Here is an 18263-nt window from a genome sequence, read left to right as displayed (position 1 = left end):
AATTGGAGGTGTTGAAGAGTGAGTAAGGGGCTGGAAAACATCTATTTGATTGATGACGAGGAGGCGATGCGCCTTGCTATGAGTCAGTGGCTTGAACTTGCTGATTTGCACGTTGAGGCTTTCAGCGGCGGGCGCGAAGTGTTGGAGATAATCGACCGCAATTTCAACGGGGTCATCGTCAGCGACATTCGGATGCCAGATATCGACGGTATGCAACTGATGCATGAAGTGCAGAGCATTGACCGAAAGATACCGGTGGTACTGATCACTGCCCATGGTGATATTCCCATGGCGGTGGAGGCGATACGCAAAGGTGCCTACGATTTTATCGAAAAACCGTTTGAGCCGGATATCCTGCTTGAAACAGTGCGCAGGGCCAAGGAACAGCGTGCTCTGGTGCTGGAAAACCGTCTGTTGAAAAAGCGTCTTCAGCAGGATCGGGACAGCATTGAGAGTAAACTGCTCGGGACCAGCGAGGCGATGCAGTTTCTGCATCAGGAGATTCAGGAGCTTGCACCGACCGATGCCAGCGTATTCCTTTTTGGCGAAACCGGCTCAGGCAAGGAGGTGACCGCCCGTTGCCTGCACGATGCCAGCGAGAGGGCTGACCAGGAGTTTGTGGTTATCAATTGTGGTGCAATTCCGGAAGGGCTCTTTGAAAATGAGTTGTTCGGTCACGAGCCGGGCGCTTTTACGGGGGCTGTCGGCCGTCGGATCGGCAAGTTCGAACAGGCTGATGGTGGCACGCTTTTCCTCGATGAACTCAATAACATGCCGCTGAACATGCAGGCCAAGGTGCTACGGGTGTTGCAGGAAAAGGAAATAGAACGGCTTGGCGGCACCAAAACAATACCGATAAATATCAGGGTAATCAGCGCCACCAACGTCGAGCCGGAGTCTGCCTGTGAAAAGGGACTGCTCAGAAAAGATCTCTACTATCGGCTGAATGTGGCCAGGATCACCTTGCCGCCTTTGTCTAGAAGGGGGCGGGATATTGTGTTACTCTTTGAATATTTTTCAGATCTTGCAGCCAAACGCTATAATCGGGGGATTGATCCGCTGACACCGGCCGACATAACAGCATTGATGGCCCATAGCTGGCCCGGCAATGTGCGTGAGTTGAAAAATATTGCCCAGCGTTATGTGCTTACCTCGCAACGTGGTGACAATCGTATAGCCTACCTGCTCGGAAACACGGAACCACATGGTGTGATGGAGGCTCAGCAATCATTGGCTGAACAGAGCGAGTGTTTCGAGAAATGTGTTCTTGAACAATCACTGCAGCGACATAAAGGCAATGCCACGGCGGTAATGGAAGAGTTGGACCTGCCGAGGCGTACCCTGAACCAGAAGATGGTAAAGCATGGTCTGGTAAGAACGGATTATCTGGACGATTGAGAGGGGGCGGGCATGAATCTGCAATTGTGTTTCAGTAAGGGGTGGTGGGCATGGACCTGTAGTGTGCTGTTCGCTTGTCTGCTTTTTACCGTGATCGTTCCAGGGTCAGTTCAGTCGGCGGGAGAGCGGAAATATGTGCTGGCCACAGCCAATATCGCAGGTACCTACTATCCGGTTGGTGTGGCTTTGGCAACCCTTACCAAGGTAAAGCTTGAGCCGGGGTATGGTTTATCGCTCACAGCCATCAGATCGGCAGGTTCAGCGGAAAATCTTCAACTGATGAGAAAGGGAGAGGCGCAGTTCGCTATCCTGCAGGGATTGTATGGCTCATGGGCCTGGGATGGCAAGGGGCCGTTCGTGCAACAGGGTCCGCAGAAAAACCTACGCTCGATAACCATGCTCTGGCAGAATGTTGAGCATTTTATAGTCCAGTCGGATTACGTGCAGAGCGGCACGGTTGCGGACCTTGAGCAGATAACCGGCAAAAAGATATCTCTTGGTGAGGTCCACTCAGGCAGTGCAGGGTCCAGCAGCTATATTCTCGATCGGCTTGGGTTGGAAGCGAAGGGAGATTTCGAGCTGGTCAATCTGACCTATAACGACAGTGCCGATGCAATTCGAAAGGGTACCATCCAGATTATGAGTATCCCGGGAGGCCCGCCGGTTACGGCAGTGAATAAGGCCTTTTCAGCACTAGGAAAGGACATTCGGGTACTGGATTTTACTGCTGAGCAGGTGGGGCTTGTGAATAGCAGGCAGCAGTTGTGGAGTGAGTATATTATCGAAGCCAACACCTATCAGGGGCAGGACCGTCCGATAAGGACTATAGCGCAGCCGAACTTCCTGGCAGTTCGTGCAGATGTCAGCGATCAGGATGTCTATCATATCGTGAAGACAATCTATAACAATCTGGAATTTCTCTATAATATTCATCCGATCACCGAGGCGATGAAGCTTGAGCAGGCAATCACCGGTTTGCCGGTACCTCTTCACCCGGGCGCTGCCAGATACTATCGGGAGATGGGGGTGGAGATACCTGATGCGCTCATAAGCCGTTAGACTTTAATAACACAGTGCTTTTTATTGAGTTTGTCGGCACTCGATTTACAGAAAAGAACGTGCTGCAGAAGAAATTTATGGGCACTCAAGGCAATCTCCTGGAAACAACCAGCCTTTATTTGAGTGCTTTCCCCTGAGTGCCGGCTCCCCATCTGCTGTTGACCAGCAGGGCACAGGTGCATAGAGCGATAGCGCCAATTTCGAGGGGGGTGAGTTGCTCCCCTAAAAAGATGAGCCCCAGAACAGCGGCCACGGCGGGCACAAACGACCCGAACATGGAAGTGGTCATTGGGCCGAGAGAGCGAATCGCATAGGCGATTATTGCTCCGGCAATAAGCGTGATAAGGATTCCCTGGAAGGCGGCCTGGCTGGCGATGATAGAGATCGGGGTGGCAGGAAGACCGGAAGTGCTGCAGAACCAGATCGGGATTATGGTAAGAGCATTGACGATCGGTACCCAGATAACGACATCCATCAGGGTGAATCCCCAGTTTTTTACAGTTACCATGTAAAAACTGAAGGTACATGATGCGGCGGTAAACAACAGTACTGAAAGTGCTCCCTGGCCGGAATTGAGCAAGACCATATCACCCTGAATGAGCAGACTGTTACTGATGATAATTGCCGCAATGCACAACAGGGTGATGCGGCTGGCCCGTTGACCAGTCCAGGCAAAGTTGATGATCGCCCCGAAAAGAGGCAACAAGCCATTTATCAGTACGCCTGCACTGGCTGCCTTGGCGTTGCTCATGGCACCAAAGCAAAAGAGCAGGTAGACCGCGCCGGTTCCCCAGGCCATCAGGATCACACGATACCACGGTATCTTATGCCATTTATAGAAAAACCAGAGTGGGCTGGAGACAATCAGCGCGGTGATAAAGCGAATAAAGATGAGGTCCACCGGTGTCATTGCTGTCTGGGTGCCGTGGCGGGAAACCACAATCCAGCCCGCCCAGGTAAAAATGAAAAAGAGGCAAGCCAGATATGGCAGCACTGTGGGTTTGTTACTATCTGAAAATTCAGGAGATTGCATTGTTAGCCCGGGTGTTGAGTGGGTATTCCATATATTGTGCCGTTTTTCGTGCGGCGTCGGGGCCATGAAGCAACCCGACGACATAGAGTGACATATCGATTCCGGCTGAGATTCCGGCGGAGGTGATGATTTTGCCGTTATCTACGAAACGCCTCTGCGGGAAAATATCATTGTCCGGAGCCAGTTCTTCAAGCTCGGCGAGTACCTGATGATGAGTCGTTGCGCCAAGCCCGGCCAGCAGGCCGCATTTGGCGAGCACCAGGGAGCCTGAGCAGACTGAAAGCACATGTTTGCAGGATGCAGCAGTACACCGTATCCAGTCGAGAAAATTTGCATTTTCGAGCAGAGCGCGAGTTCCGGAGCCGCCTGGAATTATCAGAATTTCCGGAGCTGGGCAATTACTTAGACAATAGTCCGGCACAACTTGCAAACCGTTTTTCGCTTTAACCGGAATGGATTCCAGGCCAACGGTGTAGATATTGTAGAATTGATGCTGGTGTAATTCGTCGGTGACGGAAAATACCTCAAATGGACCTGCAAAATCAAGGACCTCAGTATCTTCAAAAAGCAGCAGGGCGATGTCTGTCTTCATCTGTATTTCCTTTAGTGATTTCAGCTTACGTATCTGGATGATCGGAGAAAAAGGGGGTTACGCCATGAACGAGTATGGCTGGCCGGCAGAGGAGCATCCCTGGATGAATAAGCCATCCAGCTATTTACCGAAGCGCTGGCGATAAAGATTGGGCAAAACATTCAACTGTCGTTTGAATGAGCGACGCATCATCTCTTCACTTGAAAATCCGCAATCAGCAGCGATGGACTTCAGCCCGTCACAGCTGTTTTCGAGCATCTTGGCAGCGTGCTCAACTCGCACTTTCTCGACAAAAACGCCGGGAGAAAATCCTGTCTCTATCTTAAATTTCCTGGAGAAGTGACGATCGCTCAGGCGTGTCAGGCTGGCGAGGTTTTGAATGGAGAGATCAGCTGTGGGATTGGCCCGAATCCAGGAAATGATGTCCCCCAATACAGTCGGGCTGGCATGTTGGAGGTTGAGCGCACTGCTGAATTGGGATTGACCACCCTGACGTTTCATATAAACTACCAGTTCCTTGGCCACAGCGAGGGATACCTTACGGCCATAATCCTCTTCGACCAGGCAGAGAGCCAGGTCTATACCCGCTGTAATACCTGCAGAAGTATAGATATTCCCGTCTCTTGTATAAATGAGGTCTGGTTCTACCTGTAATGCCGGGAATTCGTGGGCAAGCCGGGAGGAAACCTGCCAGTGGGTGGTGACGGTCTTTCCTTCAAGTAATCCGGCCTGGGCAAGCAGGAATGTTCCAGAGCATACGGAGGCGAGACGTCTGGCTATTGTTGACTGGTGCCGAATAAAAGAGAGCACAGTGCCATTTTCTCTCACTGCCTGTACACCGTTTCCACCTGGGATCAGAAAAGTATCGACCGCAGTGAAGCAAGGTGTTTCGACCGGAGATTCAAGACAGTAATTCGGAACTAATCGAAGCCCTGAGGAGAGAGTGACCGGGCCGGATTTTTCAGCAATGAGGTCGATCTTATAGGGATGATTCAGGCTTGCCGACCTGCGTGCCAGGAATTCATTGGTAAGGGAGAAAACCTCAAGCGGGCCTGTAATATCGAGGGCCTGGGCTCCATGGAAGACGAACTGGAGAATGTGCCTGCTGGTATGGTCTTGCGTTGGATTGGACATTATCTACCCTTAATATTGGTGAGTTTGTTGTGAACTGATAGTCACAGAAAAACGAATTGTCCGCAATGACATAAAAGCCGCAGATTCGGACAGCTGTAGGTCAATATGAAAGGGTAATTGAAAAGGGGAACGAGGTTGAGGCGAGGGAAAAGCAGTTGGGGAGACCGCCCAGTGAAGGAGTAACTGGCGGTCTCCCCAAGCTTGTTGTTCAGGGAATTATAGAGAATGTGCCAACACAACTGCCACCAAGGGGCAGTTGTGTTGACAGTCCTATAATTCGGTCAGTGCGTCAAACAGATCTCTGTCAGCTTCGATTTTGGCACGGTTGCCAATAGCTCCACGATAGCTGTTGGGAATCATTCGCTCAAATGAGCCGGCAAAATGCCGCAGATCGTCAACCGTAGTGTCGAGGATTTCCGCCAATCGTCGATGTTTATAATCGGAATCAATACCACTCAGATATTCATTTCGGGCACTTGCGCCCCTGGCGGCGGCACTCTGGTGCGGGTCAAAATTCCCATAGGTGCCGATAACCAGTTGTTGGAGTACCTTGTCGGGAACGTCGAGGCCGGCGACAATTGCCGGGACGTTGTTATAGGCGTCAAACGTCTTCTTCACCTGGGGGTCACGGTAGCTCACATAGGCCAGGTTGCCGGTAATCTGGCTGAACTGGATGAAGCAACCATAGGCACCTCCCATCTGACGTACAGTATTCCAGAGGTAATCTCTTGAGAGGTAGGTCTTCAGAACTTCGAAATGCCCGTTATAGCCATTACCGGCGTCAAGAAGATTGGCTCCCTGAATGTTGTAGACGATCTCGGATGAAGTTATGAATGCCTCGTGCCGGGGCAGGTCCATGGCCGGCAACTCCTGCTTGCTGACCGGCTCGTCAGACAGGCCCTCAATCAGGCAATTGCCGACTTTTTCGAACAGTTCGACCTCTTCTGGCTCCGCAGTGATGGACATCAGCAGGTTGCGTCGGTTGAAGAGGGTGTTGGCGATTGCCTGCAGGTTATCGAGAAAGTCTTCCTCTCTGCTCTCATAATTGAGTGCAAGATCTTTCAGGCTCTTATAGGCGGTGATGCCGTTGAAATACTCATTGTACTGACCGGCTTGACTGAGATGGGCAAAAACCCGGGCGGAGGCCAGGGTATAGCCCTCACTCTGGGCGGAATGCTCAGACCAGGCGAATTCCCTGCCAACGATCTCACGTATACGGGCTTTGTCTTTCAAAGAGAGATCCTGTAAAATCTCGGCCACCAGTTTCAGGGAACGTTCAAGGTAACTGGGCAGGCATTTGAGGTGGAGCCAGAATACGGGTTTAAGGTTTTGGTCCACCGGCCCGTGTGAATAGGTGCTGAGGGAGTGGGAGAAATTGCCGGTACAGGTCGCTATCTCCTTGGCAAACTGTTTGAAATCCAACCTCTCGGTACCAATTTCGGTGATGATGGTACCGAATAAGTCGATAAAAGGGAGCAACTTTACAGGCAGACAGCTGACATCGAAACCAATGTCTAAATAGCTGATATGGTTGGTTTCCAGCCTGTTCACCAGAACTTCCTGGCCGAACAGCCTGCTGGGTTCGGTCACGTGAAAATTGATATCGCTTGTGAGATCCTCGCGGCTGAGATGAGGCAAGAGGGAAAGTGTCTCAATGTCGTTAGGCAGTTGTTGCTGCTCCATCACCTTGCGGGTGCGGTTGATAAGTTCCTTGCGCTCTTTTTTGGTGAGCGTCTCGGCATAAGCTTCCAGTCGCTCCTCTTCAACGGCTTTGGTTGCAGCCTGCTTGTCGGGATCCGGTATGAGGGTGACCGTGACAGTGGCCTGGTTGTCGAGCAGGTATTCTCTGATCAGCGACTCGAAATAATCGCCGCTGAGTGCTTTTTGCCTCAATGAGCTGATCAGTTCTTCATTGACCAGGTTTTCAAAAGGATCGGTGCCATACTTCAGGGCGGTCATCGCCTTGCCGATCAGGTCAAGTCCACGCTGAGCCTTACTTGCCTCTTCGCGCAGGCTGAATTCATATTTGTTGAGTTCAGCAAGTACCAGGTCTTCATCAAGCCCCTTCTCCACCATTTCCCTCAAGGTGGTGTTGTAGAGCTCGAGGAAGCTGTCCCGATGCTCCGGTTCGCTGCCGACCAGATAGCTGATCATAAAGGTCTTGAAACATGAGGACGAAAGGTAAAACCCACCAAAGTCCTTGCACATGCCACTTGAGGTGATGGCGTTTTTCAACGGTGAACCGTCGGAGTTAAAGAGGATGTTGGCGATGACCTGGAAGGCGGCACTCTGTTGCCGGTCGAGTACCGTAGAAACATGGGTGCCGACGGCCAGGAACGTCTTCTCCTTGGTATCGTGAGAGTCAACAGCGTAATGATCTGTAATGAAAACTGGTCTGGTGGTCTCGTCGCCTTCCTCGATGGTGGTTCGTTTACCCTTTTCAGAGTAGGCGGAGAGGAACCTCTCCTGGAGGAAACTCAGCTCTTCTTCCAGTGGTGCATCACCATAGACAAAGAAGAAGGCGTTGGAGGGATGGTAGTGCTCTTTGTGGAAATCACAAAATTGCTCATAGCTGAGATCTGGAATATTAGCAGGATCACCGCCAGATTCATGGGCATAGGTTGAGTTCGGCATCAGGCCGCCGAAGATGTGATGAAAGATGAGCCGGATCGGGTCGGAAAATGCCCCCTTCATCTCGTTAAAGACAACTCCCTGATATTCCAGTGGTGCATCCTCACTCTCCTGGTGATAGTGCCAGCCTTCCTGATCAAAGGTGGAGCGCTCAAGCAGAGGATTGAAAACAACATCGCAGTAAACGTCCATGATGTTGAAATATTCCTTAATATTCCTGGTGGCAAAAGGATAGTAGGTGACATCCGAACCGGTCATGGCGTTGAGAAATGTCATCAGTCCGCCCTTGTTGATCTCGCCAAAGACATCCTTTACCGGGTATTTCTTCGAGCCCATAAGCACTGAATGTTCAAGAATATGGGCTACACCGGTGGAATCGGTTGGTATTGTGTTGAAGGCTACGGAAAAAGTCTTGTTATTGTCACTATTTTTAATGGCCAGCAATGGGCAGCCAAGAAGGTCATGCTCAAAAAGGTACACATCGGAATGGATCTCGTCGATCCTGGCATGTTTTACAAGGGTAAAGCCTGAATAGGTATTCCTTGTCTGAAATGTCATGTGATGTCCTGTTTAGTGGTTATGGAAGGCAATTTTCCCTCCTGGATCGCAGGAATTGCGTTAAAAAGTCTTTTGTGAGTCGAGTAGCAGGGTGACAGGACCGTCATTGATCAGCTCAACCTGCATCATTGCCTGAAAGGTACCTGTACCTACTGTAATGCCGCGAGATTCTATTTCATGGACAAATTCCAGGTAGAGCGGTTCAGCAATTTCAGGAGGTGCGGCACTGGAGTAGCCTGGGCGGCGACCTTTGCGACAATCTCCGTATAGGGTGAACTGGGAGACAATGAGCATCTCACCGCCGGTATCAGCCAGAGAACGGTTCATTTTCCCCTCATCATCTTCGAAGATGCGGAGATTGATGATTTTTTCCGCCATCCATTGGATTTCTCCGGCACCGTCCTCACGGTGAATACCAAGCAGGACAACGAGACCCGGGCCAATTTTGCCAGTTACCTTGTTGTCTACTGTTACTTGTGCCTCTGTTGCTCTCTGGATTACTGCTCGCATGCCTCTGTCTTCATATAGTATATGATTTTACCCTTTCTAGCCAAATCGACTGCTGGCATCGGGTGATCTTTGCTGGTGTAATCGTTACGACTCGGCTCAGGCCGTGGTGCTGTTCGGTGACTGTCCATCAAGGGGATACGCTGCTGATAGGGACGGACGAATCCAAAGAATTATAAGGATGATGGGAGAGTAAGCAAGCTTTGAATGAAGCGATTGCCTGATAAAATATAACAGATCTGAGGGGGGCCTACAGCAATCCGGTCAGATAGTAGCTGGAGAGTAGTCTGAAAGACCTGGTAAGGAAACAATCTGATGTCTGCAGATATTCCGATGATTGTAACAATTACAATACCCTTGTGGAACTGAAGAGCATTCTTCAGTTCACTTCGGCTGTCATGAATGGTATAGTGCTCAGGTTATACGCACCAATTTTGATGCGCATTGCTAATTTCTGCATTTCCAGGGAAGACCATGATCAATTCAATTCAAAGCCTCATCGAGAAAATGTCCGGTGAGCTACCGGGTATTCTTGCCGCAGCGGTCGTTACCATCGAAGACGGCATGTCCATAGCCGAGGCAAGTAGCCGGGAAGATCTTGAGACTGCAGCGGCGTCCGCTTACCTTGCTTCCATTGTAAAATCGAATGCAAAGGCAATTAAGCTGCTTGCAGACGACGAAGAAGTCGATGACATTCTGGTTACCACCAGCCAGTATCACTTCATCATCCGCCATCAGCCGGGGCAACCGTTTTTTATTTTCCTGATGACCACTAAAGAGACCTGGCTTGGTAAAGCGAGGATGCTGATCAAGGAATATGAAAAATCTTTTGGCGAGTTCAAGGAGTTTTTGGAAAAGCACTACGAGGTGTAACACTCGGATACTGCTGGAGTGTATACGGAATGTCGTTGCCACGGGTGGTTTTGTCTGTCTGAATAAACTTGCATCTCACCCATTGCCGCCTGACTGTTTTATCATCAGGCGGCAATGAGTGATAGATCGGCCGCTGCTCGTTAGAGCTGAGCCACGTCGGCAATTTTGCTTGAGTGCTTCTTGATAGCGATACGAATCCAGCCAAGGTTGGTGTCCTGGTCTGCGACTATTACCAGAAAAGCTTCGGAGCCAACTGGAGCAAACATAACCGGACCATTACCATACTCGAACATCGTCATGTTCAGATCGCCCTGGCCGAGTTGATTTCCCATAGACTCGGCAGAACCAAAACCGGAGGAGGCGATAGCACCAATCATCTCCGCATCGATCCCGGGGCGGGCGAGACTATCCAGGAGGAAGCCGTCGCGACCAACCAGACATGCTGTATGAACGCCTTCGATATTGGTGAACTCTGCCAGGATCTGTTGAATATTTGTCATTTCAAATTCCTCTTCTGCTGTAGTTGGTAAGTCGTTCAATATTTGATCTGTTGCAATATCATCTTCAGGGGAAAACGACTCGTCGAATTCCGGTTCCTGGTTACTTGTACTGTCTTCCGCCTCAAATACATCAAGGTCGATATCTTCGATCTTTGGAGCTTCCGCTGCCGAGCGAAATTCTTTGGGGTCAGTTTCATCAGAGCGATTTGCGGCTTCAAGCAGCAGACCATCAAGCCCTTTCTTGATACTCATCACCGGCGGTTCAACGCCTCGTATATTCTGCAGTGAGCCACCCTGGAAAGAAAGAATGCGAAAGAAAGCGTTCTCACCGCTCTCTGAGTCGCACATGGCGTGTACAACGTCACCATCTTTGAAGAAGATCATGCCTTCATTGTTGGCAGTGGTCACCTTGAGGGCCGCTGTTGCCCGTGAGAGGCCGTTGAACTGAACAATATCCATGAGGTCAACACCGTCCACCGTGCCCTGAAAGCCTTCCTCTGAAAACAGAGTGTCCTTGACTATCTGGCGCATGTCATTGATGTCGAATGGTTTTTCGACAAATCGCAGGGAGCCGCTCAGCATCGCCTGGCTTTCATAGGTATTGGATGGGTAGGCGGTCATAATAATAACCCCGGTCTGCGGATAGCGAGAGGAAATCTCCATCAGCAAATCGATACCGTTCATGCCCGGCATGTTTATATCGGTAATTACCAGATTTACCCCTTTATCGCTGAGAATGGAGAGCGCTTCTTCACCGGATTCAGCAGCGAGGATCTCGACATCCTCCATTCCTTTATTGAGGTTTCTCTGGAGCATCCAGAGCATGTCCGCTTCATCGTCGACGACCAGGACTCGTTTCATTGTCTACCTCATGACGTTATATGGTGCAAATAGGAGAAGTGGTCAGTTTCTGTCCACAAAAGTCCAAATTACTACACGTTGTTACCGGATAAAGAGCAAGTAAGATGCCAGAGTAAGGCTCCTGGGAAAATGTTTTTTAAGTGTATGATAATGCGAGTGTGTTTGCTGGTGTGGCGGGCAGGGGCTGAATGCTGGCCGTCAAGAGAGGTGGTCAGAAACTGGTCAACTGGCCAGGAACTGACCAGTTGGCATGGGACATAGCGGAGCCTGGCCTATTTTTCGAAATTCAGGCAGGCGAGTATAATGAGGATTTACCAAAAGGCTGAGTCATGCGCTCTGCTAGTCGGTCAATTTATCGCGCAATGTGGTGCGGGAGATATTCAGAATACGGGCCGCTTTAGATTTGTTGTTGTTGGTGAAATCCAACACCTTTTGCACGTAGTGTCGCTCATTTTCCCTCAGCGTCAGCAGTTTTTCGGCCTGGACCGGATGGGCGGGAGTCTGCGCTGCCGTGAACCCGGCTGGGGCAAGTCTGTCATTTTTGCAAAAGATGACTTCTCGTTCAATCAGATTGCGGAGTTCCCTGATATTGCCGGGCCAATCATGGGTCAGCATTGCGTCTTTTGCAGACGGAGCGATGCTCTTTATATCCTTTTTCAGCTCTTTACAGAGACTGTGCAGGAAGAATTCGGCAAGGTGCAGAATGTCCTGGCCACGATCCCGCAGGGGAGGAAGCTCAAGTGGGATAACATTGAGGCGGTAGTAAAGATCTTCCCGGAAAACCCCCTGGTCAATCTGCTGCCTGATATCGGCGTTCGTGGCGGCAATGATCCGGACGTTTACCTCAATATCCTTGACCCCGCCGACTTTCCTGAAGATTGATTCTTCAATCAGACGCAGTAGTTTCGGTTGCAGTTCAATGGGCAGGTTGCCAATCTCGTCAAGAAAGAGTGTGCCGTTGTTCGCGACTTCCACCAACCCTTTTTTGTCGGAGGCCGCATCGGTAAAAGCACCTTTGGTGTGACCAAACAACTCGGACTCAATCAGGTTGGCAGACAGCGTGCCGCAATCGACTTTGACGAATACTCCACTTTGTCTGGCCCGGGAGCTGTGGATTGACCTGGCCACAAGTTCTTTGCCTGTACCGGTCTCGCCGGTAATGAGAACAGGCGCATTGACATCAGCGGCCAGCAGGATAGATTCTTTAACCTGTCGCATTTTCAGAGAAGAGCCGACTATGGATTCAACGCCATTTTCGGTTTCGGCCAGCAGCGCCTTTTTGCCGAGTAGCCGCGATTCCATCAAACGTTTCAAGACCGATTTAAATTCAATCAGATCAAATGGTTTGGCAATATAGTCCACAGCCCCTTCCCGCAGCGCCTGGACAGCGGTCTTGGCATCGTTCAGGCCTGAAAGCATGACGATGTCCACATCGGGATTTATGGCCAGAAATTGAGGGATAAGGTCGATACCGCTACCGTCGGGCAACCCTATATCGAGGAAAACAAGCTCAATAACTGAGGAGTGCATCTGCTCGAGTGCTTCCTGCCCCGTGGAAGCTACGGAAACCCCGTAGCCTTCCTTTTTAACAGCGAGAGAGAGCGAAAATTGAAGGTCCTCGACATCATCGACAATCAGTACCGTGCTCATTATCTCACCGCCCGAATAAACATATAGAAAGTCGTCCCTTTACCCTGTTCAGATTCAAGAGTGACAACAGCATCATTTTCTCTCAGGGTTCTGTAGACAATGGACAGGCCAAGACCGGTACCGGTACTCTTGGTGGTGAAGAACGGCTCAAAAGCCTTATCGGCGATCTCAGCCGGCATCCCCTTGCCATTATCAGAGAAATTGATCAGCACATAGCGGCTGCTAGTGAGGAGACCGGGGAACTTTTTCTTATAGTGGGAGAGAGTTTTGCCAGAGACAAGGCATGCCTTGATTGTGATCGCACCGTTTTGCCGGATGGCGTCGATCGAGTTGAGCATCAGATTCAGAAACACCTGTTGCATCTGGTTCGGGTCGGCAAGGATCATCGGTAACTCTTCCGGTACATTTTCGACGAGTTCGATGGAATTCTTGAGTAGACGATTGTGGATCAGTGGTTTGGTCTCAGCCAGGATCCCGGAAAGGGAAGTTGGTCGTTTGTTGGGTTCAACTGGTCTGGCATATGAGAAAAATTCTGTCAGCAATTCGTTCAGGCGATCGACCTGGCGAATAATGCGCTGGGAACATTCAAGGTGTTGCTCATTGTCTGCGGCATCTTCTTCGATGGACTGGGCCATGATTTTAATACCAGCCAGCGGATTGCGAACTTCGTGGGCAACGGCGGAAGCTATTTCGGCGACAGTGGAGAGCCGGTTCATTTTTTCCATTTCCCGGCGGACATAGCTCAGTTCTGTGACATCGGTGAAGGAGATGACCATCCCGACCTGGTTCCCCCGGGCATCCTTTCTTGGCGCTGTGGTATAACTGATAATTTTTTCATCACCGTTCAGAGCCTGGAGATTGAGCAGGTTTTCCTTGCTGTCGGTCTGAGTGGTGTCAATTCTGGTGAGTCTGGCTGTATGGTTGGGGCCTACCAGGCTTTTGAGACTTTTTCCTTCGATACTCTTGGCCATGGGTTGAAGTATCTGTCTGGCAACAGTGTTGCTTTTTAGAATGTTGCCGGCAAGATCAGTAACGATGAGGCCATGGTCCAGGCTCTGGATAACGGATTCGGAGAAAAGTTTCTCTTCCTGCAGGCTGATAATGGAGATCCGCAGGTCGTTGACCAGCTCCACCATCTGCTGATCCACTTTCTGGTTTTCGATAACGGTGGCAAGAATGTTGCTGACCGATTCAAGCAATTGTTCCATGCCCACACTGAGTTGATGCAGCTCCTTGACGTAAAGGACCAGAACGCCAATGGGTTGGTTGTCGCGGACAATGGGTACACTGTAGTGCCTGTAACGGGGAAATGATTTTGGCTGTCCTTTTAACAGGGGGGGCTGGTCTTTGAAAAAGAGAATATCACCTTCGCTGGCAGCCTGACCGCAGTGGCACAAACCGAATTTTACACTGTTGCAGCGGGCGATCTGTTTATCCGCGAAACCGATGTGGGCTTGCAGGGAGAGTGTTTTCTCTTCAGGCTCAACAACAAAGACGCCTGCTTTGGGGGCAAGCTGGAGCTGCTCTCTGGAAATGAGATATCGCAGAATTCTCTCAAGCAACTCCTTGAACAGATATGGTTCAAGTGAGATTCGCAGAATGTCGTTTATGATCTGCTGAATCTGGTTGTCTCGGAAATATTCCGTACTGATTATTTGTTGCGTATGCTGGTTACCCTGCTCCATAATCCTCTCGTGTAGAGGCTCCTTGCGAAGACGAGTGCAATATAAAAAACTACAGCAGCCTAGGCTGTGGGATGGCCCCCCTAACGTCAAACCAAGGGGCTCCTGGATGTTCCTATGTCAGGTTAATACCCAGAAAACATACAATTTTCCATAAGGAAATGTCAATCAGCAACGGGGTGATATGTGTCAGAGTCCAGTTTGCTGCGGGAAGTTGAGTGTGTTGAGGGGGGAAGGAGTGGAAGGCGATTGGCTGGTAATAACCCGATCAGTGGGACTACCCGCCACAGGTCTTACATCCGTGCCAGAACACGGCTGAGCAGTTTAGAGAGGGTCTCGATATCTTGAGTGTTGAGATCTGCAGAAATATCCTTGGTGAAGTCGAGGTGAAAGCGATCATGCTGTCTGAATATTCGGTGACCGCTTTCAGTGAGAGAGATAAGCCAGGAGCGTCTGTCGTGCTGGTGGGGTTTTCTGGCAACCAAGCCCTTTTTCTCAAGTTTATCGACTGTGACCGTGAGCGTCCCGGTGGTGATTCCAAGTCTCTCAGCCAATTCCTTCATCCGCATGTCCTGCCTGTGGCCAATCACCTCGATGGCATGCATCTGTGAAGGTGACAAGCCGCTGCCTTTGACGACGGAGTGTTCCCAGGAGTTGATCTTGTCATAAAGTTCGAGCAGTTGATGAGAGAGATAATCAAGCTCAGTCTGATTTTCACCGGGCACTGTCATTTAAAGACCTCAGGTTGCAAGTGACGAGTAAAGGCTGTAGCCGGAAAAGCATATGATAATTACTCCTGCCGATCTCATTATTAGCGGTTCCAGCCAGTCTTTTTGTAATGTACCAGCCATGGTGGTAATGCGAAAGATACAATAGATCACCAGTCCTACTGAAAGGGCGGTGGAAAGAGCATACGTGCCGAAAACGAGAGTCGCGGTAAATGCCGAGCCCGAGTTGAGTGCATAACCATACATTACAGCTGCGGTAGGGCAGGGGATGATCATGTTGACAAAACCTATGCTGAAAAGACTGGCTGCCATCCATTTTTTCCTGGTCTGTTTATTCCCATTCGCTGCGTGGCCGCATGTCGGGCCATGGCTGTGATGATGTTTATGCTCGCAAGGATGGTGCTTGTGGTGATGACCTGAATGATCATGATGCTCATGCTCATGCTCATGGTCGTGGTCATGGTCGTGACTATGCAGAATGTGAGGGTCGTATAAGAGTATAAGGCCTATCAGGATGAGAATGAGAGAAGTGGATAATTCCATCCAATACGCCGCAGATGGTGGAAAAAGCATGGAAATTGAACCCAGGGTGGCGCCAAGGACAAGGCAGGCCACAGCTGTGCCGAACAGAAAAGCAGAAGTGAGTGAAAAAACTCTTTTGCCATTTTTTTCGCCTGCAACAAAAGGTGCAATGACAAGCCAGGAGTGACCGCAGGGATTGACGCCGTGAATGAGACCCAAGATGAAGCTCGATTGCAGGGCGGCCAGGTAGAGTGGTTGTAGTTCCATGATAATTTCTCAAAATTTCCTAAGTTAACAAGATAGCGCGGGTGATGTCTGAGGTGTTAGCAATAGAGCAGACACTACTTTGATAGTCAAGTAGTTTGACAGTCAAAATATCAGATAGTCGTAGAAAAAAGAGCACTGTCCTTGGGCTGAGCTTGTTTAAGCATCTGAAATTAAATTTTTGTGGAGCCTGGCTTGAGCTGTGTTGCGGGGATTTAGCGGAGAAGAGGCGTGGTGTAATTTTGGGTTTGTTTTGGTTAGTATTGGTAATATGAAGCACAAAGGATGGCAAAAAGACTGGGTCCAATGTATTCAGGCTAGGTTTTGATATGTGTGTTTAAGAATAGGGGAAGGCAATGGGAATGACTGCTGCGAATAAATTTTTAACAACCCGTGAAGTGGCCGAGTTGCTCAAGGTTAATGAGAAGATGATTTATACTCTCGTTAACGAGAAAGGACTGCCGGCGACCAAGGTGACGGGCAAGTGGCTTTTTCCAAGAAGGCTGGTTGAGGATTGGCTTGATGCGCACATTCTCAACTTCAGCAAGGAACATGCGGGGTTTTCCTCAGAGGAGGGAATCCTGCTACTGGCCGGCAGCGATGATCCGCTCTTTCAACGCTGTCTTTCCCTGTTCCATGAGCACCGAAAAGATACCCTGGCCTTTTTCGCCAATCTTGGAAGTATGGGCGGGTTGACCAGTCTGCGTCGTGGGCTTTGTCACATAGGTGTCTGCCATCTGCTGCAGGATGACAATAAGGAATATAATTTCGAGTTTGCGGAGCAGGAGCTGGAGCGTTCCCCTGTATTTGTGAACTTCAGTCAGCGTGAGCAGGGAATTTTACTTGCTCCGGGCAATCCTAAAAATATCAAATCCATTGAAGACCTGGCACGAAATGATGTGAAGATTGTCAATCGTCACCTGGGTACAGGAACCAGACTGTTATTCGACTACGAGGTCTCCAGGTCAGATATTTCCGTAAGCGATATAACAGGTTATCACCACCTGGTTTCCAGACACCTCGATGCAGGACTAGAGGTTTTGTCTGGTAAGGCCGATGCTGCCCCGGCAATCAGAACCATTGCCGGCATGCTGGATCTTGATTTTCTCCCCTTACGTTGGGAGAGGTTCGATCTGCTGGTGAGTAGAGAGCGCTTCTTCGAAAAGGGCATTCAGGAATTTTTGACGTTGTTGCATGAAAAAGAATTTCGTAACGCCGCAGCCTCGTTGCAGGGGTACGATATTTCGCTTTGTGGAAAAATGATGTTTCCAAATAATTTTAATGAGAAGGAGTAAGGATATGCTACGTAAAATTTTTACCGTTGCAAGCGTTGCTGTCATGGCACTGGCTTTTGCCGGAAACGGTTTCAGTTCAGATAAAGTGCTGAAAATGTCCACCACTACCAGTACCCTGTCTTCCGGACTTCTTGACGTACTGCTGCCAGAGCTTGAAAAGGATACCGGCATCAAGATCAAGGTTATTGCTAAAGGTACCGGTGCTGCTATCCGTGATGGTCAGGACGGAAACGTCGACGTAATTTTCGTACATGCCAAAGGCCGTGAGCTGAAGTTTGTTGAGGAAGGATACGGGACTGAGCGTTATGCTGTTATGCACAACGACTTTGTCTTGATTGGACCAGCTGCCGACAAGGCTGGTGTTAAAGCGACCAAATCCACAGCCGATGCTCTGAAAGCTATCGCCGCTGCCGGGGCTCAGTTTATTTCTCGCGGTGATGACAGCGGTACCCATACCAAAGAGCAGAACCTCTGGAAGGAAAGCGGTCTGGCCATGGGGAGTGAGACCATGACCATTACCAAGAAAGGTAAAAATGTAGATATCACCTTCAGCCGTCCTGAGAATTCCGCGGCATGGTACACTTCCATCGGCCAGGGAATGGGTAAAACCATCACTTTCGCAGATGAGAAGCAGGCGTACACCCTCTCCGACCGCGGAACCTACATCAAATACAAGTATGGCAAAACTCCTGCCATCGAGCTCGATGTACTCTCAGAAGGTGACGAGGCGCTTGCCAATCCTTATGGTGTAATTCCGGTAAACCCAAAGAAGTATGCCCATGTTCAGTATGACATGGCCATGGAATTCGTTAACTGGATTACCGGTCCCCGTGGACAGAAGCTGATCGCTGACTATCGCCTCGAAGGCAAGCAGCTCTTCTATCCGGATGCAATCAAGTAAGCGGGTTATACCGACGAAATTTGCGACTGGAATCTGTTCAAATTGAAAAAGGAGAGGCCTTCTGCGGGCTTCTCC

Annotated in this window: 15 protein-coding genes; 5 read left to right on the top strand and 10 right to left on the bottom strand. The window is 50.0% G+C overall.

All coding sequences use genetic code 11. The features are described 5' to 3' along the window. Positions 1-18 precede the first annotated feature (18 nt). Together ACN5NT_RS04225 and ACN5NT_RS04220 are read left to right on the top strand one after the other, a co-directional pair. Entirely contained in the window at positions 19-1398 is a 1380-nt protein-coding gene (locus tag ACN5NT_RS04225) for a sigma-54-dependent transcriptional regulator (protein WP_228721414.1), read from the top strand. 12 nt (positions 1399-1410) lie between these two features. Next, complete coding sequence (locus ACN5NT_RS04220) at positions 1411-2457, top strand: TAXI family TRAP transporter solute-binding subunit (protein ID WP_136795338.1); 1047 nt, start codon at positions 1411-1413, stop codon at positions 2455-2457. Positions 2458-2572: 115 nt separating this feature from the next. Here the strand turns inward: ACN5NT_RS04220 and ACN5NT_RS04215 are convergent, their stop codons facing one another. The 5 genes from ACN5NT_RS04215 to dtd form a co-directional block, all read right to left on the bottom strand. After that, the gene (locus ACN5NT_RS04215; RefSeq protein ID WP_419174610.1) at positions 2573-3490 is read right to left on the bottom strand and encodes a DMT family transporter; all 918 of its coding nucleotides are present in this window, start codon (positions 3488-3490) and stop codon (positions 2573-2575) included. Continuing rightward, complete coding sequence (locus ACN5NT_RS04210) at positions 3477-4082, bottom strand: DJ-1/PfpI family protein (RefSeq protein WP_419174609.1); 606 nt, start codon at positions 4080-4082, stop codon at positions 3477-3479. The genes ACN5NT_RS04215 and ACN5NT_RS04210 overlap by 14 nt, the downstream gene beginning before the upstream one ends. A 120-nt stretch (positions 4083-4202) precedes the next feature. Then, positions 4203-5216, bottom strand: coding sequence for a GlxA family transcriptional regulator (locus ACN5NT_RS04205; protein ID WP_419174608.1), 1014 nt, complete (start codon positions 5214-5216; stop codon positions 4203-4205). A gap of 270 nt (positions 5217-5486) precedes the next feature. After that, positions 5487-8405: an insulinase family protein gene (locus tag ACN5NT_RS04200; RefSeq protein ID WP_419174607.1), complete on the bottom strand. Its 2919-nt coding sequence runs from the start codon at positions 8403-8405 to the stop codon at positions 5487-5489. 60 nt (positions 8406-8465) lie between these two features. Then, entirely contained in the window at positions 8466-8915 is a 450-nt protein-coding gene (gene dtd, locus ACN5NT_RS04195; protein WP_136795333.1) for a D-aminoacyl-tRNA deacylase, read from the bottom strand. A gap of 471 nt (positions 8916-9386) precedes the next feature. Between dtd and ACN5NT_RS04190 the strand changes: the two genes are divergently transcribed. Continuing rightward, positions 9387-9785 (top strand): roadblock/LC7 domain-containing protein, encoded by a 399-nt coding sequence (locus ACN5NT_RS04190; RefSeq protein ID WP_136795332.1) that lies wholly within the window; start codon positions 9387-9389, stop codon positions 9783-9785. Between the two features lie 140 nt (positions 9786-9925). Here ACN5NT_RS04190 and ACN5NT_RS04185 read toward each other — a convergent pair whose 3' ends face one another. The 5 genes from ACN5NT_RS04185 to ACN5NT_RS04165 form a co-directional block, all read right to left on the bottom strand. Then, positions 9926-11146 carry a response regulator gene (locus tag ACN5NT_RS04185; RefSeq protein ID WP_136795331.1) on the bottom strand — a complete coding sequence of 407 codons (1221 nt, stop codon included), beginning with the start codon at positions 11144-11146 and terminating at the stop codon, positions 9926-9928. Positions 11147-11485: 339 nt separating this feature from the next. Beyond that, positions 11486-12796 (bottom strand): sigma-54-dependent transcriptional regulator, encoded by a 1311-nt coding sequence (locus ACN5NT_RS04180; RefSeq protein ID WP_419174606.1) that lies wholly within the window; start codon positions 12794-12796, stop codon positions 11486-11488. Continuing rightward, positions 12796-14481 (bottom strand): ATP-binding protein, encoded by a 1686-nt coding sequence (locus tag ACN5NT_RS04175; protein WP_419174605.1) that lies wholly within the window; start codon positions 14479-14481, stop codon positions 12796-12798. Before ACN5NT_RS04175 ends, ACN5NT_RS04180 begins: the two co-directional genes overlap by 1 nt. Before the next feature lie 290 nt (positions 14482-14771). Then, positions 14772-15209, bottom strand: coding sequence for a MarR family winged helix-turn-helix transcriptional regulator (locus ACN5NT_RS04170; protein ID WP_136795328.1), 438 nt, complete (start codon positions 15207-15209; stop codon positions 14772-14774). A gap of 9 nt (positions 15210-15218) precedes the next feature. Continuing rightward, positions 15219-15995 carry a sulfite exporter TauE/SafE family protein gene (locus ACN5NT_RS04165; protein ID WP_419174604.1) on the bottom strand — a complete coding sequence of 259 codons (777 nt, stop codon included), beginning with the start codon at positions 15993-15995 and terminating at the stop codon, positions 15219-15221. Positions 15996-16348: 353 nt separating this feature from the next. Between ACN5NT_RS04165 and ACN5NT_RS04160 the strand changes: the two genes are divergently transcribed. Both ACN5NT_RS04160 and ACN5NT_RS04155 read left to right on the top strand, forming a co-directional pair. Continuing rightward, complete coding sequence (locus ACN5NT_RS04160) at positions 16349-17287, top strand: substrate-binding domain-containing protein (protein ID WP_419174603.1); 939 nt, start codon at positions 16349-16351, stop codon at positions 17285-17287. A 4-nt stretch (positions 17288-17291) separates the two neighbouring features. Next, the gene (locus ACN5NT_RS04155; RefSeq protein ID WP_419174602.1) at positions 17292-18188 is read left to right on the top strand and encodes a substrate-binding domain-containing protein; all 897 of its coding nucleotides are present in this window, start codon (positions 17292-17294) and stop codon (positions 18186-18188) included. Positions 18189-18263 lie beyond the last annotated feature (75 nt).

The organism is Desulfosediminicola sp. (assembly GCF_048381775.1).
In the GTDB taxonomy this organism is placed as follows: Bacteria; Desulfobacterota; Desulfobulbia; order Desulfobulbales; family Desulfocapsaceae; genus Desulfopila; species Desulfopila ganghwensis.
This window is presented reverse-complemented; position numbering and strand designations above follow the sequence as displayed.